This is a genomic window from Pyxidicoccus sp. M15 (genome assembly GCF_056858435.1).
This window is the reverse complement of the sequence record NZ_CM166495.1, coordinates 843,296-867,534: the sequence shown is the minus strand read 5'-3', so window position 1 is coordinate 867,534 and position 24,239 is coordinate 843,296. Positions and strand designations below refer to the sequence as shown.

Here is a 24,239-nt window from a genome sequence, read left to right as displayed (position 1 = left end):
CCTGGTTGCAAGAACTGGCGGGGTGGAGTGTGGAGTGTCCGGGAGGCGACGGCGAGGCAATCTCGTGCTCTTCGACCGCCGGAGCGGCCAGCCGCCCATCTCCGAGCGCACCCGCGCCGAGGAGGCCCGTACACCCTCGGGCCTCCCGGTCACCGTCATCCGCGCCTGAGCCTCAGCCCGCCTTCGCGGTGCCCTTCTCCTGGTGCCAGGCCGCGAGCACTTCCTTCTCACGCTCCGCGGTGATGCCGGCGTCCAGCTTCGCCTGACGCTCGGGCGGCAGCGTCTTGAACCACGCCAGCGTGTCGCGAATCGTGTCCGCCGTGGGCCGGAAGGTGAGGCCCGTGGCCACCGCCTTCTCGATGCTCACCCGCCCCAGGCCCTTCTCCTCACCCGTGCGCGGCACCCACACCGGCATGTCCGTCCAGGCCGCCACCTTCTGCTTGTCCAGGAAGGCCGTGTCCGCCCAGGTGAAGCGCGCGTCGCCGCCCGTGGTCTTCTTGCACAGCTCCAGGAAGTCCTTCATCAGCACCGGCTCGCTGGGGCCCGTGGCGTTGAAGACACCCTTCGTGCGCTGCTCGACGCCGAGGATGATCCACGCGGCCAAATCCCGCGCGTCGATGAACTGCGCGGGGTCCTGCCCGTCACCGGGCGCCAGCACCTCGCCGCCGCGCGCCACGCGCACCGGCCAGTAGGTGAAGCGGTCCGACGGGTCGTCCGGCCCGACAATCAGGCCCGGGCGCACGTTGAGGACGCGGCCGGGCATGGCCGTCTCCGCCGCCTTCTCGCACAGCGCCTTCAGCGCGCCGTAGTTCTCCATCACCTTCTCGTTCGTCTCGTCCGGCATCGTCGCCACCGGCGAGTTCTCGTCGATGCCGTAGTTCGTCATGTCCTTGTAGACGGAGATGGACGAGACGAAGACGTAGTGCTCCACGTTGGGCGCCAGCAGCTCCGCGGAGGCCTTCACGACGCGGGGCACATAGCCGGAGGTGTCCACCACCGCGTCCCACTTGCGGCCCTCGAGCGCCTTCAGGCCGTTGTCCCGGTTCGGGTCGCGGTTGCCCTGCAGCTTCTCCACGTCCGGGAAGAGGCCCGGGTTGGTGCGGCCGCGGTTGAACAGGGTGACGGTGTGGCCGCGCGAGCGCGCGAACTCCACCAGCGCCGGGCCCAGGAACTGGGTGCCACCGAGGATGAGGATGCTCTGCGGCTTGCCGGGCGGCGGCACCTTCGCGGCCTGCCCCTGCGCGCCCGTGTCCGTACCGCCCGCGCCGGACTTGCTCGTCGAGGCACAGCCCAGCGCCCAGAGCGAGCCCACCGCGGCCGCTCCCTGAATCACTCCTCTACGGGACAGCTTCATGCCGTGTTTCTCCTGTTGCCCTGTTGCTTCGAAGGACTGCGTGCGGAACGGGCCGCTTCAGCGGGCCGGGACATTATCGGGAACCGGGGGCCCAAGCGCGGCCGGAGAATGCCGGCGCTGGTGCCGGGCGAGGTACAGCGCCACCGCGAGCCACAGCCCCGCCAGCGGCACCGCCGCCAGCGACAGGCCCGGCATGCTCAGCCCCAGCTTGGACAGCCCGCTCTGCAGGTGCCCGCTCAACGAGTCGCTGCCGCGGTACACCACCGTGTCGATGAAGCTCTTGGACTTGTAGCGGGCCTCGCGGTCCACCGTGGTGAAGAGGACCTCGCGAGACGGCCGGTCCAGCGCGTAGTGGCTGGCGCCGCGCACCGCCTTGAAGGCGATGAGCACGCCCAGCAGCGGCGCCGCCGCAAGCCCCAGGAAGCCAACAATGGTGATGACCGGCGCCACCGCCAGCCCCACCCCCACCCCCAGCCGCGAGATGACGCGCCCCGTGACGAACGCCTGCAGCGTCAGCGTCACCAGCTGCACGATGAAGTCGATGTCGCCGAAGACGGCCACGCGCGCGGCCTCCGTCTTTCCCACCGCCGCGACGAGCTGGACCTCCTGGTAGTAGAGGAACGTGGACGTCGCGGCGTAGAGGAAGACGTTGAGCCCGAGCGCCAGCAGGAAGGGCGACGTCAGGAGCAGCTTCAGCCCGTCCAGCACCCCGCCTCCCACCGGCCCCTCCGCCGCGGGCGGCTGATGCTGCACGTCATGGGCCCAGCCGCTCAGCCGGCGCACGCACTGCGCGCTCACCTCCAGCATCACCGCCGAGACGAGGATGAGGTTCACCGGCCCCACCGGCTCGGCCAGGCGCCCCACCAGGAAGGGCCCCACCAGCATCCCCACGGTGCCGCCGGCGGCGATGAAGCCGAAGAGGCGCTTGCTCTGGCCGCTGGCGAAGACATCCGCCATGAAGCTCCAGAAGATGGAGACGACGAAGAGGTTGTAGACGCTCAGCCAGACGTAGAAGACGCGCGCCACCACCTCGCGGGCCACTCCGAGCTTCAGCAGCACGAAGAAGGCGAGCATGTTGACGAGGAAGAAGCGGTAGATGAAGGGGATGACGACGCGCCGCGGCCAGCGCGACACCAGGGCCGAGTAGGCCGGCACCGCCACCAGCATCACCAGGAAGGTGGCCGTCATCAGCCAGTCCAGCCCCCTCACGCTGCCCGCCGTCCCCATCTCGTTCCGGATGGGCCGGAGGATGGCGTAGCCGCACATCAGCGTGAAGAAGTAGAGGAACGAGCCGAGGACCGCGCCCACCTCCTCGTCCCGGACATCCACGAATCGCTTGAGCATGGGTGGTGATGGTCGGCCGCGTTGAGGGAAGCCTGGACGCCTGGGTCCCGGCCGGGCACGTGCCCGACCAACGGAGGCCCGGGCAGTGTATTCCCGGGTTCCCCGTCCGGAAGAACGTCCTGACCCGGACTGAAAATGCCATGCGACGCGGAGCCCCCGGGGCCGTTCTCCAGGCTTCGCCCCTCCCCCGCGTCCCGAATCCGGGAAGGGTGGGGACCTCGTGCGGACGGTGCCCCACCGGACGGCGGGGACGGACTACTTCCCGGCGGCGAGCGCCTCGCGGAGGGCGGCCTCCACGCGCGGCAGGGCCTCCTCGATTTCCTTCACCGAGGTGGCGCCAACGGACAGGCGGAACCAGCCGGTGTCGGCGGGGAGGCCGAAGGCCTGGAAGGGCACCACCGCGAAGCTGGCCTTCTCCAGCAGGAGCTTGCGGATGTCGTCGTTCGTCTTCAGGCCGCCCTTGCCCACCAGGTCGAAGCGCACGGAGAGGTAGATGGCGCCCTGCGGGGCGATGTGCTGCACCGGCAGGCCCGCCTCGCGCATCCGCGTGAAGCCCTTGTGCAGCGCCTCCAGCCGCTCGTCCACGCGCTGGCGCATCGCCGTGAGGAAGGACTCGGTGGCCTGCGTGTCGTCGAGGTAGCGGGCCACCGCCACCTGCTCGGCCTTGGGCGCCCAGGCGCCCACGTGGCCCAGCACGTCGCGCATGCGGGCGATGATGGTCGGCGGGCCCACGCCCCAGCCCACGCGCACGCCCGTGGCGGCGAAGGCCTTGGAGATGCCGTCCACGAAGACGGTGTACGGCGCCACTTCCGGCACCAGCTCCACCGGCGTCACGTGCTTCACCGCGCCGAAGCTCAGCACCCAGTAAATCTGGTCGTACATGAGGATGAGCGGCTTGTGGCCGCGCTTCTCACGCTCGCGGTTCTCCGCGACGACGCGCTCGCAGATGGCGGCCAGCGTGTCCGGGGCAATCATGGTGCCGGTGGGGTTGAGCGGGCTGCACAGGCACAGGAGGCGCGCGGAGGGCAGGTGCGGCGCGAGCTGCTCCACCGTGGGCATGAAGCCGTGCGCGGGGTCCGTCTCCACCACGACGCTCCTGGCGCCCATGATGTACGCGTAGTGGTTGTTGTTCCACGAGGGCACCGGGTAGACGACCGTCTCTCCCTCGTCCAGCACGGCGCGGTAGGTGCCGTAGATGATGGGGCGGGCGCCGCCGGCGATGACGATGCCCTCCAGCGGGTACTTCAGGCCGAGCGCGCGCTCGTAGAAGCGCTGCACCGACTGGCGCAGGTCGAGCACGCCGTCGGACGGCGGGTAGTTCGTCTCCCCGGCCTGGAGCGCGGTGGCGATGTTCTGCCGCAGCCCGTCGGGGATGGGGAACTCCTTCGGCGCGAAGTCGCCCACCGTGAGGTTGCACACCTTCTGGCCTTTGGCGACGAGCTCCCGGATTTGCGCGGCGATTTTGAGAATCTCGCTGCCGACGAGGCCCCTCGCCATGGTGCCCACGGTGGAGTCATCCCGTGAAGGGCGGGGAAGGGAGGTGAGGTCGATTGCCATGAGGTGTTGCTCTCCGGTTCGTTCGCGTTGGAGCGGGCACGCGGACTGCGGCCGGGCGCGCACCATAACCGCGGCCCGGCCCCCCGTGTGTCATGCATTTGCATCCAGTGGCCGAAGTGCCGCTGTTTCAATTTTCCGGCCCACCGTGCCCCGGGCAACCAGGACGCCGGGCCCTCTCCGGAAAGGTCGGAGCGACGCGTACGCCGCGCCGCCACGCGAGGCGCCTGCGTGTATTCCCGGGACGTCCCGTGTCGCCCGATATGAGCAGGGAGCTGCATCGTTTTTTGCCCCGACAGCTCCGGGGCGGATGACACCCGCGCCCCGGACTTCGACTCCATCCCCCATCCGCGAGGGCTCCACCGCCGTGCCGTCTGGCGCGCGCGGAGCGGACGCCCTCGTTCCCGAGGTCCCGACGATGAAGCCGTTCAAGCGCAGCCTGCTGGTCGTTTCGTCCCTGCTTCTGGCGTCCTCCACCGCTGCCGCGGCGGACCGTCCCGCGGTCAACACGCGCCTGTTCGGCACGCGCGCCATCGTCGCGTGCGACCCGGTGGAGAAGTCGTGCGGTATGGCCGTCATCTCCTTCCCCAGCGGCGTCAGCGGGCTGGTGCCCTACGGGCGCCCGGACGTGGCGGTGGCCACCATGTCGATTCCCTCGGTGGATGCCGCCAACTACATCCTCTCCCGCATCGACGCGGGGGACGCGCCGCAGGCCGCCATCGACACCGTGATGACCCTGGACCCGTGGGCCAGCCTGCGCCAGTTCGCCGCGGTGAAGCTGCATCCCGACGGCACCGTGGCGGTGGGCCAGCGCACCGGTGAAGAGAACCGTCCCTCCCTCTGCGCCGTGAAGGGCGCCACCTACGTGGTGCAGGCCAACAACCAGACCACCGCCGACATGTGCCGCGTCATGGCCGAGGCCTTCGACCTCGCCCGGGGCAGCCTGCCGCAGCGGCTGTTCGCCTCGCTCAAGGCCGGCTCGCGCGTGGGTGGCGACCTGAATGGTGAGCGATCCGGCGTCGTCCGGGTGTGGAACAGCACGGACGACTCCGCCTTCTACACGCACGTGATTGCCGAGGCCGTCGCCCACGGCAGCACCACTGCGCTGCGGGATTTGGAGGTGCAGCTGAACCGCCACCAGGCCGGCCTCGCCGTGACGTACGCGGCGGACCTGGTGCCGCTGGACCGGGAGAACACGAAGGTGGTGAAGCGCGCGCTGCACAAGCTCGGGTACTACCGCGGGCCCATGGATGCCAGCTGGTCCCCGCGCGCCGAGCAGGCCCTGGCCGACTTCGTGTGGAACAACCTCTTCTTCGAGAAGCCCACCGTGGTGGTGGACGGCGTGCGGAAGATTGACGGCGTGCTGGTCAACTTCCTGCGCGACGCGGACCTCGGCGCGCTCCTCGGCCCGACACCGGGGCAGTGAGGCGCGAGCTTCGGGCTGGAACCCGGACGCCGCTCGTGCGAGAGGGAGGCCATGGGCCCTCACCGAGCGGGCCGCCAGGAGAGGGACGATGCGCAGGCTGACGTCGCTGTGGCTCGCGGGGTGTATCGCAATCGCCGGGTGCTCGAAGAAGGAGGAGGGGCCTCCGCATCCCGCCGCGGAGCTGCCCGCTCCGGAGGACTCGCCCGCCCAGCCCGCGGGCCCGCCGCCGGGCACCCTGCCCCGTGAGGGTGAAGCCGCCGCGAAGCCGCCCGTGCATGTCGTGCTCCCCGGTGAGGGGGGCACGGTGCCGGCGCCACCTCCCGAGGAAGTGCGGGAGGAGGCTCCCGCCGCCGAGCCCGGGACGGGGAGCCCTGCTGGTGGGGGCGCGCCCACGACGGGGAGTGCTCCTAGCGGGGCCGCGCAGACCACGGGCAGCCCCCACACCGGGTCGGCCACCCCTGCGCCTGGAGCGGCGACAGGCCAGACTCCCGAGAACCTGAAGAACCGCGAGTGGACCGCGGGCAACGTGACGCTGAAGCGCGCCCCGGGCAGGCCGGTGACGCTGCGCTCGGTGCGCGCGGGGCAGCACGCGGACTTCGACCGCGTGGTGTTCGAGTTCGACGGCGCCAGCCTCCCGGGCTACCGGCTGGAGTACGTGGACAAGCCCATCATCAAGTGCGGCTCGGGAGACCCGACGTCCGTGGCCGGCCAGGGCTGGCTCCAGGTGACGCTCACGCCGGCGCGTGGGCACGACGACAAGGGTCAGGCCACCGTCGCGGAGCGGGAGCTGAAGCCCGGCCTGCCCGTCATCCTCGAGCTGGAGCGCACGTGTGACTTCGAGGGCGAGGTGACGTGGGTGCTCGGCAACAAGGGCCCCAAGAAGTACCGCGTCATGGAGCTGCAGGCGCCCACCCGCCTCGTGGTGGACGTGCAGCACTGACGTCACGGCGGGAGGCGGCTCAGGCCCCGCCGCGCAGCTCGCTCGCGAGCCGGTCCAGGCCCGCGAGCAACGTCGGGTGCCGCTCGCGGGTCTCCGCGCCTCTCGCGCGCAGGGCCATGGCCAGCGCCGCGGGCACGTTCAGCGCCGCGTCACCTCGGAGCCGCTCGCGGTACTCGCGCGCCCAGTCCCCCGGCACTCGCAGGGACCAGTTCCGCGCGTCCACCGTGCCGGGCGTGTTGTACGTCTCCGTCATTCCCAGCAGGTCCGTGAAGAACATCATGACGTTGCGCGCCCGGCTGGCGAACAGGTCCGCCAGCTTCGCCTGCGCGAGCTGCCCCGGGTCCGCCGCCAGCCGCTGCGCGAAGGCCTCCCGTTCGGCTTCCTCCGGACACAGGCGCCACGCGAGGTAGTCCGCCTGCGCCTTCAGCCGGCCGCGCCACTGCCACTCGCCCACCAGCTGCCACAGGGACTTCGTGTCGTGGTTGCCCACCATCACCCAGTCCTCGGGCGCGACATTCTCACTGCGGTACACGTCCGCCGGGTTGTTCAGGTCCGCCTTCTGCGTCACGCGGAAGCGCCCCAGCCCGTACTGCGCCAGCACCCGCTCCAGCGGGTACGGCAGCGTGCTGAGCACCTCGCCGAGCAAATCTCCCAAATCCCTCCCGTTGCGCCGCGCCGCGCTCACGATGGTGTCGAAGAGGACGCTGTAGCGGCGCACCTGCTCCGGCGTGAGGGACTTCACCTCTCCGTCCGCATAGCGAGGCACCGTGCGGTCCAGCTGCTCCGGGTGCACCAGCGCGTAGCGCGCGAGGTCCGGGTGGTCCGGCAGGTCCGGTGACGAGAAGAGGCGCGCGCCGTGCTGCACGGACCACAGCGCATCCGGCATGTCCGCGCGGTACACCCACGGGCACACGAGCCCGTGCGGATGGTCCAGCCGCAGCCCGTCGTACTCGCCGAGCATCTTGTCCATGCGCGCGTTCATGAAGCGCAGCACCGGCCCGGTCCGCTGCCCGGCGGCCACGCCCGCGTCGTCGTCCTCGAAGAACTGCTCCGGGTCCAGCACGGGGTAGTTCCACGGCTGCCCGTCCGGGTTGGTGCGGCTGGGCGGCGCGCCCATGAGGTAGCTGCGCAGGAAGAGTCCCTGCCACGCCCACGTGTCGCGCGGTGAGAAGCCAATCTGCAAGTCGCCGTACAGCTTCAGCCGCCACCCCGCCGTGCGCTCGCGCAGGGCCTGGTGCTGCGCGTGCACGAGGAACTGGAAGAAGGCTTGGCGCTCCAGCGCGTCCGCATACCGGGCCTCCAGCTCCACGAGGCGCGCGGCGGCAGCGGCCTGCTCCTCGTGGCGGGGACTCCACAGCCGTCCGTCGAGCGAGTCGCCCCAGCGCCTCCAGTCCGGCTCGTGCTTCTCCTCGCACAGCACGTCGAAGAGGCCGTCGCGGAGGAGCCATGCGTGGTGCTGCTGGCGGAAGGTGGCGAAGCGCCCGGCCAGCGCGCGCAGGGCCGCAGACGCCTCCGGGGCTTCGCGCTGGCGGCGGAAGGACTCCCAGGCCTCGTGCAGCGCGGCGAGCTGCGTGCGGAAGGCGTGGCGGTAGCGCTCGCCCGGGCCGGCTCCTCGCGGACGGCTCGCGGCGAGGGCGGCTACGCGCCCGCGCGGCAGCAGCGCGCCCCAGGGCTCGGGCTCCTCCAGCGGCGCGAGCGCCACGTTGAGGAGGTTGCGCGAGAAGAGCGTGCCGTCATACGGCGACGCGTTGTACTCGGTGGTCTGCCCCTGCGGCCCGAGCTGGATGCCGTTGAAGCCCAGCTCCCGCGCGAAGGCGAGGAAGCGCGCCGCGCCTTCCGAGTACGGCGAGCCCCAGCCCGTGTCCTCCTCGGGGAGGCTGGGGAAGCTCGGGTCGTGGATGCTCAACACGCAATTGCGGATGTCGAGCGCGGCGAGGGCCTCGGTGACGAGCCGGTGGTGGTCTACGGGCAGCAGCGCTGGAGCCATATGGGGCAGCCGCGGACCCTACGGGCCTCCGCGCGAGGCGCCAACCGTCCTGACGGGCCAGACGTTCAACATCAACGTCCGGCGAGCTCAGGAGCCGAGTGGATGCACCTTGACGAGCCGGCCCACCACCGCCGTCCGCTGGGCCCACCCGTTGATGCGGCCCACGTTGTTGCCGATGAGCACCCGGTCCTTCGTGGCCTGCTTCACCAGGTGCAGGAGGACGCCGCCCTTCCACCGCACCAGCACCACGTCCCCGGTGTCCACCTCCTGAGGGTCCACCGGTCCCAACGTCACCCGCTGCCCGTCTTCGATGCGGCCCCGCATGGAGCCTCCTCGTGGACGGACGGTTACCTGCTCACCTCGTTCGAGCGCCTGAAGCGCGTCCGTGGCCCAGCCCATGCTTCCGTGTCCTTTGTCGGTTTTGGGCCGACGGGACGAAGCGGAAGGGCCCGGCCTGACGGACTCACAGCTCAGTCCTGACGAGCCTGGGGCACGGGGCGGGGCTCGCCGCCGCCACCGTGGGGCCCGTGCTCCTGGGGCGGACGCATGTGGAAGACCTTGCGCAGCCTGCGGCTCATCCAGTTCCGGCCATCCACCAGGATTTCGTACACCGTCGGAATCACCAGCAGCGTCAGCAGCGTGGACGTAATCGTGCCGCCAATCACCGCGCGGCCCAGCGGCGCGCGGAAGTCGCCGCCCTCGCCCGCGCCAATGGCCACCGGAATCATGCCGGCCACCAGCGCCAGCGTCGTCATGATGATGGGGCGCAGGCGGATGCGTCCCGCCTCGATGAGCGCCTCGCGCAGCGGCATGCCCTTCTCGTGAGACCACTTCGCGAAGTCGATGAGGAGGATGGCGTTCTTCGCGACGATGCCCATCAGCAGGATGACGCCGATGAGGCTCATGATGTTGAGCGTGTCGCCTGTAATCAGCAGCGCCAGCACCACGCCGATGAGCGACAGCGGCAGCGACAGGAGGATGGCCAGCGGGTCCAGGAACGAGCCGAACTGGATGACCAGGATGAGGTACATCAGCAGCACCGCCACCCCGAGCGCGATGAACACGCGAGTGAAGACCTCCGCCTGGTCCGCGGACTCGCCGCCCGTCGTCAGCGTGTAGCCGGACGGCAGCTGCACGTTCTTCACCCGCTCCTGGATTTCCGTCATCACCTCCGTCAGCGAGCGCCCCTGCGTGTTCGCCTGGATGTTGATGACGCGCTCGCGGTCCAGGTGCGTAATCTGCGCCGGCCCCAGCGTCTGCCGGATGTCCGCCACCTGCCCCAGCGGCACCAGCTGAATCGGGCCGCCCGGCACCCCGGCCACGCGGATGGGCAGCTGCGCCAGGTCGTTCGGGTTGTCGCGGGCCTCGGGCGCCAGCCGAATCATCACGTCCCGCGTCTCACCGATGGGGTCCACCCAGTCCCCCACGTCCAGGCCCGCGAAGGCCGGGCGCAGCACCTGGGCCACCTGCCCCACCGTGACGCCGAGCTGTCCCGCCAGCCCGCGGTTCAGCGCCACCTCCAGCTCCGGCTTCTGCCCGCGCGTGGACAGCCCCACGTCCACCGCGCCCGGCACCGCCTCCATCTCCTTCTGCACCTGCTGCGCGAGCTGCGTCAGCACCTTCTGGTCCGGCCCCCGCAGCTCCAACTGAATCTGCTTGAAGGCGCCGCCGAAGCCGGAGGTGAACACGGAGACCTTCGCGCCACCTATCGTCTTCAGCTCGTCGCGGAAGATGCGGCCGAGCGCGTCCTGGCTCACGTCGCGCTCCGCCTTCGGCTTGAGGCGCACGTACACCAGTGCCTGGTCCACGCCGGGCGCGCTGAGCGGCAGCGGCACGCCGATGGTGCTGTACGTGTACGCCACCTCCGGGTGCGCGCGGGTGAGGCGCACCACCTCCTCCACCTTGCGCCGCGTGTAGTCCAGGCTGGAGCCCGGCGGCGTCTCCACCAGCACCTCCACCTCCGCGCGGTCGCTCACCGGCACGAAGCCCGCGCCGCCCACGGTGCCCTGCAGCACGAGCGCGCCCACCAGCGAGCCCACCGCCACCAGCACCATGGCCAGCCGGTGGTCCAGCGCCCAGGCGATGACGCTCTTGTAGCGGTCCGCCTGCCGGTCGAACCAGCTGTTGAAGCGCGTCAGCTGCCGGGAGATGAAGCCGCGCCGCGCGCCCTTCTCCACCTGCGGGTCCGGCCAGTAGGCGCTCAGCATCGGGTCCAGCGAGAAGGAGACGAACAGCGACACCAGCACCGCGCACGCAATCGTCAGGGCGAACGGCTTGAACCACTGCCCGGCGACGCCGTACATGAAGGCCACCGGGACGAACACGGCGACGATGGAGAACGTGGTCGCCGACACCGCGAGCCCGATTTCCGAGGTGCCCTCGCGCGACGCCGTGTAGTGGTCCTTCCCCATCTCCACGTGGCGGACGATGTTCTCTCGCACCACGATGGCGTCGTCGATGAGGATGCCGATGGCCAGCGTCAGGCCCAGCAGCGACATGGTGTTGAGCGTGAAGCCGAACACCCAGACGCTGATGAAGGCCGCGAGCACGCTCACCGGCAGCGCCAGGCCGGTGATGACGGTGGAGCGCCACGAGTTGAGGAAGATGAACACCACCAGCACGGTGAGAATCGCGCCCTCCAGCAGCGCGGACTGCACGTTCTCCACCGCGTTCTCCACGCGCACGCCCGCGTCGCGGACGATGGCCAGCTTCACCCCCGCGGGCAGCCGCGTCTGCAGGGCCTCCACGCGCGCACGCACCGCGTCGGCGACCTCGGTGGTGCTGTAGCCCTTGGACTTCAGCACTTCGATGCCCACGGCCTCCGCGCCTTCATAGAGCGCCAGCGTGCGCGGCTCCTCGGAGCCCACGAAGACGTCCGCCACCTGGGACAGGCGGATGGCCTGCCCGTTGCGCGTGGCCACCACCATGTCGCGGAACTCCTCCACGCGCTCCAGGCGTCCCTTGAGACGGATGGACTCCTCGGACAGCTTGGAGTTGATGCGGCCCACCGGCGCCGCCAGGTTCTGCGCCTGCAGCGCGGCCACCACATCCGCCACCGACACGGCCGCCGCCTGCATCGCCTGCGGCTTGAGCTGCACCGTCATCTCCCGCTCGACGTCGCCCACCACGTCCGCCTGCGCGACGCCGGGCACCGAGCGCAATTCGCCCACCACCAGCGGGTCCGCCACGCGAGACAGCGCCGCCACGTCGAGCTGGTCCGAGGTGAGCGTCAGCGAGACGATGGGCTGGTCCGCCGGGTCGAACCGCGTGAGGATGGGCTCCTCCATCTCCTGCGGCAGGTCCGCGCGCTTGCTGGAGATGGCGTCGCGGATGTCCTGGGACACCTCCTGGATGTCCTTCTCGAAGTTGAAGAACACCATGAAGGTGGCCAGGCCGTCGGTGGCCGTGGACGTCGTTTCCTTCGGGTCCACCCCGTTGATGGCGAAGATGGCGTCTTCAATCGGCTCGACGATTTCGCGCTCCACCGTGTCCGGCGAGGCGCCCGGGTAGACGATGGTGACGTTGATGACGGGCTGCTGGACGTCGGGGAACTCGTCCGTCTCTAGCTGCCAGAGGGCCACGAGGCCGAAGACGACCAGGGCCACCATCGCGGTGATGGTGACGATGGGACGCTTGATGGCGAAGTCCGAAATGAACACGGAGTGACTCCCGGCGGATGCGATGGGACGAGGGCGGCCTCAGGGCGAAGGAGACGTCGCGCCCTTCGAGGCCCCCTGCGTGCTCGGCTGCGTGGAGGGAGACTGTCCCTGCTGCTTCTGCGCCGGGGCCTTGGGCGGGGCCTCCGAGCCACCCACGCCCGGGCCGTCGTCCGCCACGGGCTTCGACTCCGGACGCGGCGCCTCCACCTTCACGCGCGAGCCCTCGCCCACCTCGTCGCGCGCCGAGCCCAGCAGCACCACGTCTCCCGCCTGGAGCCCGGAGCGGACCTCCACCTGCTGGGCGACGTCGTCTCGCAGCCCCAGCGTCACGGGGACGCGCTGCACGCGCTCGTCCTGGATGCGGAGCACCGCGGGGGCACCGTTGGTCTCGTCGATGGCATCCACCGGCACCGCCAGCGCGCGCCGCGCCTGCGAGGCCACGCGGCCTTCCGCGAAGAGGCCCGCGAGCAGCTCGAGGTCCGTGTTGGGGATGGCCACGTAGATGCGCACCTGGCCGGTGGCCGGGTCCACCACGGGGTTGATGCGCTCCACCTTGCCGCTGAAGGAGCGCTCACCGTAGCCGGTGACCTGGAACTCCACCGGCGTGCCCGCCTTCACCTGCTCCAGCCGCGCGGCGGGCACGGAGGCCTCCAGCCGCAGCGTGCGCGGGTCCACCACCGTGAAGAGCGGCGTACCGGGCTGCACCACGTCACCCGTGCTCGCCTGGCGCTCGCTCACCACACCGTCGAAGGGCGCGGTGATGCGCGAGCGGCCCACCTGCTCCTGCGCCAGGGCCAGCCGCGAGCGCGCCTCCGCGAGCTGTCCCTCCGCCTGGGACACCCCGAGCTGGGCGCGCTCGAGGTCGCGCTGGGTGATGACGCCCGCCTTGGCGAGCTTCGCGCTGCGCTCCTCCTCGGCGCGGGCCACCTGCAGCGCGCTGCTGGCCGTGCGCACGGTGGTGCGCGTGGCGATGAGCTGGTCCCTCAGGGTGGCCGCTTCGATGCGCGCCAGCTCCTCGCCCTTCTTCACCCGCTGGCCCTGCTCGGCCTTGATGTCGAGGATGGTGCCGCCGACCTCCGCGCGCACCGCGGCCGCCAGGCGCGCCTGCAGGGTGCCGGAGATGCCGGGGCCCGACTGCAGCTCTCGCGCCTCCGCGCGGGCGACGTTCTCCTGCCCGAGCGTCACCACCGGCTCCACGGGCTTCGCGGCCGCTCCGTCCGGGTCCTTCTTGCAACCGGCCACGGCACAGGCCACGCCCAGCAGCAGCCCGAGCACCCGGCCCCGCGTCCTCCCGCTCACGTGTGCGCGTCTCACGGCGAGTCTCCCGTCCTCCGCCGGGCCAACCTCCGGGCTCCGGCGAGCCGGCTAACCATGGTGTCGGCCCCCTGCCTCCGGTAGCCGCACCCGGTGTCGTTCCGTACCCGCGAAGGCCGGCCTGTCCACTGCCTGAAAGGGGAGCAGACGGGCGGGCGGGCCACTCAGGGCCCGCTGCGTGTCGCGAAGGCGTCCAGGAGACGCCGTGTCACGGCGCCGTGGGCGGCACCTCGCTCATGAGGAGGGTGCCGGTGCGGAAGTGGCCCGGCTGTCCGCAGCCCGACAGCTGCGGCTTGTTGGGGCAGCTCACCGGCAGGGTGGAGCGCGTGGTGGAGGAGGAGCACAGGGCGCCATCGGTGTTCCACTCGGCCTCCAGCAGCCACGACTCGGTGTCCTGCTGCACGCCGAGCGCGTCGTAGAGGTTCACCCAGTTGCCGTCCTGCGTGTGCGAGGTGCCGTCGCCGCAGAAGTCCGCGCGCACCATGCGCGTGCAGGCCTGGTGGAGGTCCGCGAGGCTGCGGCCATCCGCCGCCGTGGCCCACGGCCGGTAGCCGAACTGGACGCACTTGGCGATGGCCGCGCCCTCGCAGGCGAAGGTGAAGAGGGTGGGGTCGTCCAGGTGCGCGCCGCCACCGGGCACGCCCTCCTGGTGGTTCCAGGTGCCGGACACGGGAATGGCATTCAGCGCGGAGCCATCCGCCGCAGGGCACGCGGGCTTCCAGGTGCCGTCCGCGCTGTCGCGGAAGGAAACGCGGTAGGACCAGATGTCCTCGCTGGCGCCGGTGGCCGGCTGGATGTCGTCCACGCGCAGCTCCACCGTCTGGCCGCCACCGAGGTTGCCGGTGAAGCGCGCGCCGAGGAAGTCCAGGCCGGACACCTCGCGGCCCCCGTTGAAGCCGTGGAAGACGCTGCCCTGCAGCCACACCGAGCTCATCGGGTCATCCACGCTGTCCGCCGCGAACGCCCCGGACAGATTCACGGAGAGCAGCGGCCCCATGGAGGTGCCGTTGAGGTTGCGTCCGTTGAGGTTGCGCCCGTTGAGGTTGCGCCCGTTGGGAGCAGCCAGCTCCGCGACGCTCGACTGCAACGTGGGCTCGGACTCCGTCACCGAGCCGCCCGCACACCCCACCAACCCGCAGGCAAGAACTGCCGCCCGAACCACCCGCCACTCGCCCATGACCCGACCTCCCCGACCCGACCAGCCCCGTCCTACGACTTGCAAGATTTGCAGTCCCGCCGTGCGCCGCAAGACTCCCGCATGCGGACGGGCACTTGCGGCGTCCACCTGCGAGCAGTGCATTGGCACGGCGGGGAGGACCGGGGGGTTCCAGCGTCGGGTAACGCGGGATGTACGGAGGTTGGCAGCTTGCCTGGCGTGCGAGCAGGCGGCTCAAGGCCCCGGGGGTGGCGGGTCCGCGCACACGCGCATGCCCACCGTCACGTCCCGCAGCGCGGGCTCCGGCAGCTCGCGGTTGGTAGCCCGCGCGGAGGTGGCCGCGAAGGCGAAGCTGCCGCCGCGCGCCACCGCCTTGCCCGGCTCCAGCCAGGAGCGCGTCCACTCCCAGACGTTGCCGGCCAGGTCATCCACGCCGAAGGGGCTGCGCGAGGCGGGGTGGCTGCCCACCTCGTCCGGACCGAAGCCCCCGGGCTGCTTGCCATAGGTGGTGTCGATGTTGGCGTCGTCCGGGCCCAGCGTGTCGCCGTGCGGGTACTCGCGCCCGTCCACGCCGCGCGCCGCGCGCTCCCACTCCAGCTCCGTGCACAGCCGCGCGCCGGGGACGCGGCCGGTGGAGGCCAGCCAGGCCGCGTACGCCTCCGCGTCCGCGAAGGTGATGCCGCTGACGGGGAAGCGCAGCCAGTCCTGCTCCACCCGCCGCGTGCGGTGGGCGTAGCGCAGCTTCTCGCCGGCCTTCGCGACGTAGGGCTCGCTGCCGGGCTGGAAGCGCAGGCGCCAGGCGCCGTCCACACGCTCCAGCGCGAGCAGCCCCGCGTAGCCCCCGGTGCCCACGCGGGGCAGGCGCTTGCCGCGCTCGCCGGGCGGCAGCGCTTCGATGAAGCGGAGCCAGTCCGCGTACGTCACCTCGTGGCGGGAGATGAAGAAGGCCGGCACGTCCACGGCGTGCAGCGGCACCGCGTTGAAGAACTCGCGCACGCTGGCCTCGGCCGCGCTGCCGAAGCGCACCTCTCCCGGCGGGACGAAGACGAAGTCCTCGGGCACCGCGCCCACGCGCGGCAGGGGCACACCGAGCTTGCGCGCCTCCCCGCGCCGCAGCAGCACGGGCTGCACCACCGGCTCGTGGCCCAGCGCGCGCAGGGAGAGCTGGTAGCGCCCCGGCGGCACCGACACGTCCACCCACGGGCCCGCGACGAGCGGCAGCGGCTCACCGGGCTGCTCGCGTCCCTGCGCGTCCCGGCCCAGCGGCCGCAGCTCCACCTGGACGCCGGGGACGGGCGTCTCCAGCGTGAGGCGCGCGGGCGCGTTCCACCGCTGCCAGCGCGCGCCCGAGACGTCGTACAGCTTCAGCCGCTGGAGCAGCATGGGCAGCGCCGCGGTGTCGCCGTCCTGCTCGGCCCACAGGGCGCGCTCGTAGAGGAAGTCCGCCAGCGCCTCGCGCACGTCGGGGCGGCCCGGCGCCAGGGCCAGCGCGCGCTCCAGCCGGCCGGCGACGGCGTCATAGCGGTGACGCACCACCACCGCCTGGGCGCCCGCCCTGCCCCACAGCTTGTCGGCGTCCGCGCGGTGGCCGCTGCCGTAGAGACGGAAGGCCTCGGCGCGCTCGGAGCCCAGCGCCGCGCGCTCGTGGCCCACCGCGCGCAGGGCGAGCGCGGCCTCCTGGAGCTCGGCGCGCACCTGCCTGTCCAGGCCCCAGCGCTCACGCAGCCGGAGGCCGCCGTAGACGAGCCCCAGCGACAGGACGAAGCCCGCCGCCAGCGCCTGGCGCATGCGCCGGCTGCGCACCATCGTCCGGCGCGAGGCCTTGAGGAAGTCCTGCTCCCGGCGCGTGAGCTCGCTCACGTCGAGCAGCTTCGTCTCGGCGAGCTGGCGCGGGCCCCAGAGCGCCTCTCGCGCGTGGCGCAGCTTCTCCCAGTGCGCGGCGGCGGCCTCCAGCCGGGCCTGGACCTCGCGGCGCTCGGCGGCCTCCGCCAGCCAGCGCGCCAGCGTGCTCCAGCCGGACAGCAGCGCCTCGTGGGCCAGCTCGTACGAGGTGCCCTCCTGGGCCTCGCGCGCCACCAGCAGGCGCGCGTGGACGAGGGCCTCCAGCGCGGCCCGGTAGCGCGCGTCGTCCCCCACCAGCTCGCGGTCCGTCTTGCGCGCGCGGGTGCCGTCCGCGGTGACGAGGCGCAGGAGCACGCCCCTGGCGGCGCTGCGCTGGTCCGGCAACAGCCGCGCCACCGCGGCGTCCGCGTGCCGCGCCAGGGCGCCAGCCACGCCGCCCAGCGAGTCCAGCGCGGCCTGGGTAATCACGCGGCCTTCCGCGTCGCGCGCATCCCAGAGCTCCGCCAGCGCGAACTGGAGCAGCGGCAGCCCGCCGTCGGCGGAAGTCGTGGAGGCGACGAGCGCGTCCACCAGCGCCTCGGACTCGAAGCGCACGCCCTTCACGCGGGCGGGGCCGGTGACGGCCTCGCGCGTCTCCTCGGGCGTCAGCGCGCACAAGAGGTACAGCGCGCGCGGCACCTCCGCGCCCAGGCCGGGGACGGAGGTGAGGCGGGTGAGGAAGTCGCTGCGGCCGGTGGCCAAGAGCCGCACCCCGCTGGCCCCTTCCGCGAGGGCGCCGAGCGCCTGGCCCGCGAGCGCCGCCTCCACGGGGGAGGCCAGCGTCACCAGCTCCTCGAGCTGGTCGATGTAGAGCAGCAGACCGTCTCTCGCGCCCAGCCTCGCGCGCAGCCGGCGGACGAGGGAGGCGGGCTCGTTGCGCAGCGCCTCGGCGAGCGGCTCCTCTTCGATTTCCAGCAGCGGGGCGAGCGCGGCGGCCAGCGCGGCCATGGGCCTGCGGCCCGGCACCAGCCGCGCGGTGTGCCACCGGCGGCCGTCCTCCAGCCCGCCCTCCACCACCGCGGGGAGGATGCCGGCGAGGCACAGCGAGGACTTGCCCACCCCGGAGTCGCCGGTGATGAGCAGGAAGGACTCGGCGCGCAGCCTGTCCAGCACGGCGCGCTGCTCGCGTCGGCGCCCGAAGAAGACGGCGCGGTGCTCGGCCTCGAAGGCCTGGAGGCCGCGGTAGGGATTGCCCTCGGGGACGTCGGTGGGCGCCTCCTCGCGGGACAGGGCCTCCAGCGCGTCGAGCAGGTGCGCGGCGGAGGTGTAGCGCTCGGCGGGCTCGCGGCGCAGGCACCGGTCGATGACGGCCGCGAAGGCGGCGTCCACGTCGGGCGCGGCCTGGGCCAGGGGACGGGCGTCCTTCGTCTGCACCACCTTGGGCAAATCCCGCCAGGGCACGTCGCGGAAGGGGCCGCGGCCCGCGCACAACTCGTAGAGGACCACGCCCAGCGAGTACACGTCGCTGCGGGCCGTGAGGTCCTCGCCCGCCCAGGCCTCCGGGGACATGTAGTAGGGCGTGCCCACCAGCGCGCCGCTCGGCAGCGAGGGGAGGAAGACGCCGTCCAGCGAGCGCGCGGAGAAGTTGGGGCTGGCCTCCGGGTCCAGGTCCTCCGGCAGCTTCGGCGCCACGGCGGCGCCCGGGGCGCGGGAGGAGGCCTCGCCCGGCTCGGCGGCCTCGTCCAGCAGCTTGGCGAGCCCGAAGTCGAGCAGCTTCACCTCGCCGGCCTCGGTGAGCACCGCGTTGCCGGGCTTGATGTCCCGGTGGAGCACCCCGCGCCGGTGGGCGGCGCTCAGCCCGCGCGCCAAATCCCTGCCGATGGACAGCACCCGCTCCCAGGACTGGGGCTTGGAGAGCCGGTCCAGGCTGACGCCCCGGATGAACTCGGAGACGAGGTAGGGCTGCTCCTCCAGCTGTCCCACCCGGTAGAGGGTGACGACGTTGGGGTGCTGGATTCGGGCGGCGGCGCGGGCCTCCACGAGGAAGCGGGCCAGGGCGTTGGAGCCGAGCGCGGGGATGAACTTCACCGCCACCGGGCGCTCGAGGAGCGTGTCGTGGGCCAGGTACACCCGGCCCGTCCGCCCGCGGCCGATGGGACGCACGAGCCGGTACTCGTCGAACTCCTGCGGAGGAGTCCACGCGTCGGGCGGCGACGGAGAGGCGGCGGGGGAAGAGCCCACAGGGGGTGCGTATGCATCCTCCCGCCAGGGGTCAACCGGACGGGGACAGGGAACGATGCGCAGCGGAACAGCGGTGCCCCGAGTGTCCGATGTCGGGCAGTGGGGATGTCGGGTGGCTCAGCTCCCCTGCCCGCTCTTGCCCTTCGCCTTGCTGGGCTTGAGCATGTTTCGAATCTTGTTTTCCAGGTCCTGAGGCAGGCACGGCTTGGCGACGAACTCGTCCGCGCCGGCCTCCCGGGCATGCTCCGCGTTGCCGGCGAGCACGTGGCCGGTGAGCGCCATGACGGGGATGTCCCGCGTCCGAGCGTCCTGCTTGATGAGGCGCGTGGCCTCCCAGCCATCCATGATGGGCAGGGAGAGGTCCATCAGGATGATGTCCGGATCACCATCCTGCGCCTTCTCCACCGCTTCCCTGCCGTTGGAGGCGGTGTCCACCTCGAAGCCGACGAACTCCAGGTACTCCGCATACATCTCCCGCGCGTCATCGAAGTCGTCGACGACGAGGACCCGCATCTTGTTGCTGGCAGGAGTGGGGCGGGCGTTGGCGGGCGCCTCGACTTCCGGGGCTGTCATGGCCGTTCGCTTCATGGAACCGACGCCTCACGTGTAGGGAAAGGGCGGTAGGGAATCTATACACGACTCTTCCGACGCGCCCGTCCCCAGCCCCAATCTGGCGAATGGGACGGAGGCGCGAGGGAAGTGTTCAGCGGAGGACTCAGTTGTTGGGGGTGTAGACGTAGACCCTGTGGTTGCCGGGCTCATTCTCGGGCTGTTCGACCCGCGCCAGTACAGGCTGGCCAGCGGAGTCCACCGCGAACAAGGCCCCTCTCACGGTGTTCGAACCGGGCGTCTTCCTCAAGAAGCCACCTACCGACACCCAGGCCCCCAGATTCCAACGGCGGGCATGGAAAATGGTGGCTCCCCCTGCGACTTCCGGCTCGCCAATCAGTGCGGTCAGCCCTCCCTGGGCGTCCAGGGCGAGCGCCATCACTTTGGAATCCGTTGCCCCGGAATAGAGGCTGATGGGGTTGCCGAGCAATGCCCAGGAACTCCCATTCCACCTTTGGAGCTGAGCACTCCAGGCGGTTCCATTCCAAACAGGTACATCCAGAACGGGAGCGCCGGAGTCATCAATGATGACCTCACCTGGATAGGTCTGCGCAGGCATCGGGATGGTATCCCAGGCGCTGCCATTCCAACGCCTCATGTAGGCCGCGAGGCTTCCAGCACTGCCCTCACTCCATGCGACAACAGGATGTCCAGCCGCATCGAGTGCCATGCGAATACCGGAAACGCTCAAGGATGGACTGCTCTTGAGGCCTCCTCCCAGCATGCTCCAGCCACTGCCATTCCAACGCCAAACCAGGACCTGGTCGACGCCCTGGTAGAGCTCTCGGAACGCCAACGCGAGCTGACCCTGCCTGTTCCCCCTCGAGATAATGAGCTCAGCATCGGCTTGCTGGCGCAGGACCACGTCTCCCATCACATCCCAGGTCGACCCGCTCCACCGGCGGGTGCGCAGGCTGATGGCCCCAGAGCTTGGGATTTCAGCCCAAACAACGATGAGCCGCCCCTGTCCATCAACAGCGAGTGAGCAGAAGGAACTGAAGGCGTTGGTGGGCACCTCGAGCACGCCCCCCAGCTGCTCCCAGCCGCTGCCATTCCAGCTTCTGACGCGGACACCGAAAGGTACCTCGACACCCGTACCGTCCCACCACGCCACGACAGGCCGTCCCGCTCCATCGACTTGAAGAGAGGCGCACAACACCTCCGAGCTCTTTGTCGGACTGGCGCTCAGAGGCCCACCGAGAGGCAGGAATCCGGGAACCGTCCACTTCCAGGGCTCCGGAAGCACCTGGACGGCGTTTCCCGCCAGGTCCGCCACGGAACCTTCGAACTTCACCTGCACGACCACATCAGTCGGCAGAAGAGCAGCGGGCTGTATCGCCAGCGAGGTGCCCTCGGGCGTCAACGCGACCTCGGCGGCGATGACGCCTGCATCGGACAGCAACTTCACGGACTCCGTGCTCACGGTGGTCGAATCAAGAGGCTCGGAGAAGGTCGCCTGCACCGTCTGGTGCACGGAGACGGCCTGAGCCCCTGTCAGAGGCGTCTGGGAAACCAGGCGAGGCGGCGTTCTGTCCACGATGAGGGGATGCGATTCACTCGTGAACCTGCGTCCTTCGAGGGTCGCCCTCACTGAGAGCATGTGGGTGCCCTCTTCGAGAGACCGAGTACTCCAGAGTAGCTCGTAGGGTGAAGCCAGGGTTGCAACAGCGACTCCATCCACGAGGAGCTCGACTTCGTCGGGCGAGGCGCCCGTCACGGTGGCGCTCACCTGCACGTCGCTGTTGGTGACCGACCGCGAGGTGACGAACGTCACCGTCAGCGTGGGCACGCCCGAATCCGGGGCGCCTGAATCCGGAATGCCCGAATCCAGAACTCCAGAGTCCGAGGTGCCAGAGTCCGAGGTGCCAGAGTCCGAGGTGCCAGAGTCCGGAACCGAAGCGTCCGGTGTTCCAGCATCTTCGACGTGAGCATCCGGCTCACCCGCATCAGGGATTTCCGAAACCTGTTCTATCTCCGGCAGGTCGATGCATGCACAGAACAGGAAGACAGCGAGTACGGCAAGACGTGGGGCTTGGCTCATGGCACGGACTGGAATGCACTCGTTGTTCCGGGTCGCACCATGGTGAGCAGCCAGAAGTCCTCTGGAAGAACCAGGGGTTCCACCCATCGGGCGGCAGCTCATCCGGCGACACACTCCATCGCGGAGACTCGGATCCGTCTTCGTGGACGCCCGCTACAGCACTTCCGGGGCTTTCCCCAGAACAGCAGCGCCCCCGTGGAACCCATTCCACGGGGGCGCTGAGAAGACCATTCAATACTGGCGATTCAACCCTGACCGCTCATCACGGCAGAACGGGCACGGGCTGCTGGGTGATCCCCGTCACCGTCAGCTCGTTCGTGACAGGCTGGCCCCAGAAGCTCTCGTAGGTGCCGTTGATGTAACGCGTCGGGAGCTTGGAGAAGGACACCACCATGCCGAGCGAGCTGAAGCTCAAGCTTGAGATGGAGTTGACGCCAGAGAAGGTGAACGCCCAGCGGGTCGTGTAACCCGAGCCGTTGATCTGGAACACCGGGGTCTCGGCCGGGATGCGCGTCTGGATGGGGGCCGTGGGCTCGGCGCTGAAGAGCTCGAAGCCCACAGCGTTATTCACCTCACCCGGGTAGTCGCCGACCACGCCCGGCGTAGGGCCACCAATGTCGAAGTTCATGTGCACATAGACGTGCCCGGAGCTGGAGACCGTACGAGAGATGGGGGAGTTGAAGTTGATGTAGACCGTCTCGCCGCTGTTGATCTGGCTCGGGGAGGCGGTCGAGGTCTCCTGGTAGCGAGCGTCCGTGATGGAAATCGCCCGCGGGCTGTTCAAATCCCCGACGAAGAAGAAGCCCGTGGACTCGTAGATGCTGCCGCCCTCGGCGGACACGGCACGCACGTCCAGGTTGTACTCCTTGCCCTCGACCACGGTGGCGCCCGGGTTGATGGTGGCGCTGTAGCCGCCATTGCTCACGGTGGCGGTGACCGACAGCGACTCGCGAGCGTACTCGTCCGTCAGGCGCGCCAGCAGCGAGCCCTGCTGCACGGGCTGGTTGAAGAACAGGTGGATGGGCTCGCCCGGGCGGACCATGTTCCGCAGCGGGTCATAGTCGGTGTTCCCCGTCAGGCTGGCCACGTTGCTGCTCTCGATGTTCAGCGAGCTCGCCTGCGGCCGCGTGAAGGGCAGGTTGATGATGCGGAGGGTGCTGTTCGCGACGATGTCCGACCCTGCGTAGCTGTTCACGTAGCCACCGGTCTCCGGGACACCGTTGGCGTCGGAGTCCATCGGGGACACCCACAGCCTGTACTGCCCCTGGCCGTTGCGCAGCCGCGCCATCTCCGCCGCGCTGGGGACGCCCGTGAACACCAGGGCGCCCTGCTCGTTGGAGGTCGCCTCGACCACCACCGTGCTCACCGCCTGCTGCGAATTGTTCTCGGAGTTGGACAGGATGACAGCGCCCGCCGGCGTGGCCTCGAGCGTCGCCTTCACGCCAGCCGCGGGACGGCCCTGCGGCGTCACCAGCAGGAAGTTCAGCGTGCCGTCCAGCTTCGCCAGGGTGATGGGGCCGAAGCTCGCGTTGCCGTTGTTGATGGGCACGTTGCCCGCCGACGACGGAACCGCCGAGGTGGCGCGCAGCGTGGCATAGCCCTGCTTCGTGAAGGTCAGCAGCACCTGCGCGCCCGCGGGCACGTCCGTGAACTCGAAGTTGCCCTCGGCGTCCGTGGTCGTCGCCACCGGATCCGCGGCGCTGCCGATGGTCATCTTCACCGACGCATCGCCCAGCGGCTTCAGGTCCGTGCCCAGCACCTGGCCCGAAACGGTGCCCTTCGGATTGGCGGGCGTCACCACCGTCACACTGTCGGGCTCACGCACGCCGTCCGCGATACCGTCGCCGTTCTCGTCCTTGAGATCGTCGCCACAGCCCAGCGCAAGGAACGGAACCACGGCAAAAACCAGATGCTTCTTCATCATCCCCACCTTTAAAGGAAATTCCCCAATATCGACGCCCCAACACTTGGAAGGGCGTGGAGCGGACACTCTCCGACCCGAGCCCATCCCGTCAAGACGGGGCCCCGCACTCGTCGACGCTCGCTCCGATTCGGATCAGCTCCCCACCTCCCCTCCCAAGAATCCGAGGAGAGATGTCCAGAGTGACTCACCCCCTGCCGGGTCCTGTCCGCCTTCGCCCCTGCTAGTGGAGCGTCCGCGAGATTCTTCGACATAGTCGAAGAGGGTTCGCGGCCCCAGCACTCGGGCTCGCAAAGTGGCTTGCCTCGACTATGTTGGATTACTTCGCGGACGCGCCACTAGGGTGGGGCCATGTCGGACGTGAATGACCCATGCCTCGGCTGCGCCATCGTGCGCGGAGAAACCCGGCCGGTGGGGGGCGTGCTCGCCCGGGCTGCGGGGCTGGTGCTGCATGGCGTGGCGTCTTCCAGTCCCGTCCCCGGCTGGGTGGTCATCTCCAGTGAGCGACACGTGCGCGCTTGGTACGACCTGGACGAGGACGCCGCGCGTGAGCTCGGGCCGTTCGCCGCCCGGGTGATGCGCGCCCAGCGGGAGGTGCTCGGCGCCGAGCATGCCTACGCCTTCGCCATCGGCGACGTGCTCCGCCACTTCCACCTGCACCTCATCCCCCGCTTCGCCCAGACGCCCCAGCGCCTGTGGGGCCGCGCCGCCTTCGACGCCGCTCCCGCCGACCACCGTCCGGCGGAGGAGCTGGAGGCCGCGGCACGCTCGCTCGCCGCCGCGCTGACGCGCTGAGCCTCGCCCCCGGTCCGCGTGTTAGACAACCGGCCTCCCTCCCGTCGAGAGGTACCGCCCTGCCGACCGAGCCCCGC

15 protein-coding genes are annotated in these 24,239 nt (G+C 70.5%); 3 read left to right on the top strand and 12 right to left on the bottom strand.

Features of this window, described 5'->3' with window-relative positions:
• Positions 1-172 precede the first annotated feature (172 nt).
• The 3 genes from ACX9TP_RS03465 to ACX9TP_RS03455 form a co-directional block, all read right to left on the bottom strand.
• Complete coding sequence (locus tag ACX9TP_RS03465; protein ID WP_482978267.1) at positions 173-1,354, bottom strand: SDR family oxidoreductase; 1,182 nt, start codon at positions 1,352-1,354, stop codon at positions 173-175.
• A gap of 57 nt (positions 1,355-1,411) precedes the next feature.
• A complete protein-coding gene (locus tag ACX9TP_RS03460) occupies positions 1,412-2,698 on the bottom strand; it encodes an NTP/NDP exchange transporter (RefSeq protein ID WP_482978266.1) in 1,287 nt (428 codons plus the stop codon).
• 255 nt (positions 2,699-2,953) lie between these two features.
• A complete protein-coding gene (locus ACX9TP_RS03455; RefSeq protein ID WP_482978265.1) occupies positions 2,954-4,255 on the bottom strand; it encodes a pyridoxal phosphate-dependent aminotransferase in 1,302 nt (433 codons plus the stop codon).
• Between the two features lie 415 nt (positions 4,256-4,670).
• Here ACX9TP_RS03455 and ACX9TP_RS03450 point away from each other — a divergent pair, with 415 nt between their 5' ends.
• Together ACX9TP_RS03450 and ACX9TP_RS03445 are read left to right on the top strand one after the other, a co-directional pair.
• Positions 4,671-5,678 (top strand): DUF1028 domain-containing protein, encoded by a 1,008-nt coding sequence (locus tag ACX9TP_RS03450; protein WP_482978264.1) that lies wholly within the window; start codon positions 4,671-4,673, stop codon positions 5,676-5,678.
• A gap of 88 nt (positions 5,679-5,766) precedes the next feature.
• A complete protein-coding gene (locus ACX9TP_RS03445; RefSeq protein ID WP_482978263.1) occupies positions 5,767-6,618 on the top strand; it encodes an AMIN-like domain-containing (lipo)protein in 852 nt (283 codons plus the stop codon).
• Positions 6,619-6,637: 19 nt separating this feature from the next.
• On the opposite strand, the gene ACX9TP_RS03440 is transcribed toward ACX9TP_RS03445, so the two are convergent.
• The 9 genes from ACX9TP_RS03440 to ACX9TP_RS03400 form a co-directional block, all read right to left on the bottom strand.
• Complete coding sequence (locus tag ACX9TP_RS03440) at positions 6,638-8,605, bottom strand: 4-alpha-glucanotransferase (RefSeq protein ID WP_482978262.1); 1,968 nt, start codon at positions 8,603-8,605, stop codon at positions 6,638-6,640.
• 87 nt (positions 8,606-8,692) lie between these two features.
• On the bottom strand, positions 8,693-8,929 hold the full coding sequence (locus ACX9TP_RS03435) for a hypothetical protein (RefSeq protein WP_163997670.1): 237 nt from the start codon (positions 8,927-8,929) through the stop codon (positions 8,693-8,695).
• 146 nt (positions 8,930-9,075) lie between these two features.
• On the bottom strand, positions 9,076-12,264 hold the full coding sequence (locus tag ACX9TP_RS03430; protein ID WP_482978261.1) for an efflux RND transporter permease subunit: 3,189 nt from the start codon (positions 12,262-12,264) through the stop codon (positions 9,076-9,078).
• A 39-nt stretch (positions 12,265-12,303) separates the two neighbouring features.
• The gene (locus tag ACX9TP_RS03425; protein ID WP_482978260.1) at positions 12,304-13,578 is read right to left on the bottom strand and encodes an efflux RND transporter periplasmic adaptor subunit; all 1,275 of its coding nucleotides are present in this window, start codon (positions 13,576-13,578) and stop codon (positions 12,304-12,306) included.
• 208 nt (positions 13,579-13,786) lie between these two features.
• Positions 13,787-14,755, bottom strand: coding sequence for an ADYC domain-containing protein (locus tag ACX9TP_RS03420; protein WP_482978259.1), 969 nt, complete (start codon positions 14,753-14,755; stop codon positions 13,787-13,789).
• Between the two features lie 213 nt (positions 14,756-14,968).
• A complete protein-coding gene (locus ACX9TP_RS03415; protein ID WP_482978258.1) occupies positions 14,969-18,796 on the bottom strand; it encodes an nSTAND1 domain-containing NTPase in 3,828 nt (1,275 codons plus the stop codon).
• Positions 18,797-18,913: 117 nt separating this feature from the next.
• Complete coding sequence (locus ACX9TP_RS03410; protein WP_482978257.1) at positions 18,914-19,384, bottom strand: response regulator; 471 nt, start codon at positions 19,382-19,384, stop codon at positions 18,914-18,916.
• A gap of 127 nt (positions 19,385-19,511) precedes the next feature.
• Entirely contained in the window at positions 19,512-21,446 is a 1,935-nt protein-coding gene (locus ACX9TP_RS03405) for an Ig-like domain-containing protein (RefSeq protein ID WP_482978256.1), read from the bottom strand.
• A 262-nt stretch (positions 21,447-21,708) separates the two neighbouring features.
• Entirely contained in the window at positions 21,709-23,343 is a 1,635-nt protein-coding gene (locus ACX9TP_RS03400; RefSeq protein WP_482978255.1) for a carboxypeptidase-like regulatory domain-containing protein, read from the bottom strand.
• Between the two features lie 375 nt (positions 23,344-23,718).
• On the opposite strand from ACX9TP_RS03400, the gene ACX9TP_RS03395 reads away from it, so the two are divergent.
• Positions 23,719-24,162, top strand: coding sequence for an HIT family protein (locus tag ACX9TP_RS03395; protein ID WP_482978254.1), 444 nt, complete (start codon positions 23,719-23,721; stop codon positions 24,160-24,162).
• The last annotated feature ends 77 nt before the right edge of the window (positions 24,163-24,239 follow it).

Bases quoted from the DNA above. Each gene is read 5' to 3' on its own strand.
- ACX9TP_RS03405 (WP_482978256.1), bottom strand. From the start codon at position 21,446: ATGAGCCAAGCCCCACGTCTTGCCGTACTCGCTGTCTTCCTGTTCTGT.
- ACX9TP_RS03465 (WP_482978267.1), bottom strand. From the start codon at position 1,354: ATGAAGCTGTCCCGTAGAGGAGTGATTCAGGGAGCGGCCGCGGTGGGC.
- ACX9TP_RS03440 (WP_482978262.1), bottom strand. From the start codon at position 8,605: ATGGCTCCAGCGCTGCTGCCCGTAGACCACCACCGGCTCGTCACCGAG.
- ACX9TP_RS03435 (WP_163997670.1), bottom strand. From the start codon at position 8,929: ATGCGGGGCCGCATCGAAGACGGGCAGCGGGTGACGTTGGGACCGGTG.
- ACX9TP_RS03410 (WP_482978257.1), bottom strand. From the start codon at position 19,384: ATGAAGCGAACGGCCATGACAGCCCCGGAAGTCGAGGCGCCCGCCAAC.
- ACX9TP_RS03460 (WP_482978266.1), bottom strand. From the start codon at position 2,698: ATGCTCAAGCGATTCGTGGATGTCCGGGACGAGGAGGTGGGCGCGGTC.
- ACX9TP_RS03450 (WP_482978264.1), top strand. From the start codon at position 4,671: ATGAAGCCGTTCAAGCGCAGCCTGCTGGTCGTTTCGTCCCTGCTTCTG.
- ACX9TP_RS03420 (WP_482978259.1), bottom strand. From the start codon at position 14,755: ATGGGCGAGTGGCGGGTGGTTCGGGCGGCAGTTCTTGCCTGCGGGTTG.
- ACX9TP_RS03395 (WP_482978254.1), top strand. From the start codon at position 23,719: ATGTCGGACGTGAATGACCCATGCCTCGGCTGCGCCATCGTGCGCGGA.
- ACX9TP_RS03455 (WP_482978265.1), bottom strand. From the start codon at position 4,255: ATGGCAATCGACCTCACCTCCCTTCCCCGCCCTTCACGGGATGACTCC.
- ACX9TP_RS03445 (WP_482978263.1), top strand. From the start codon at position 5,767: ATGCGCAGGCTGACGTCGCTGTGGCTCGCGGGGTGTATCGCAATCGCC.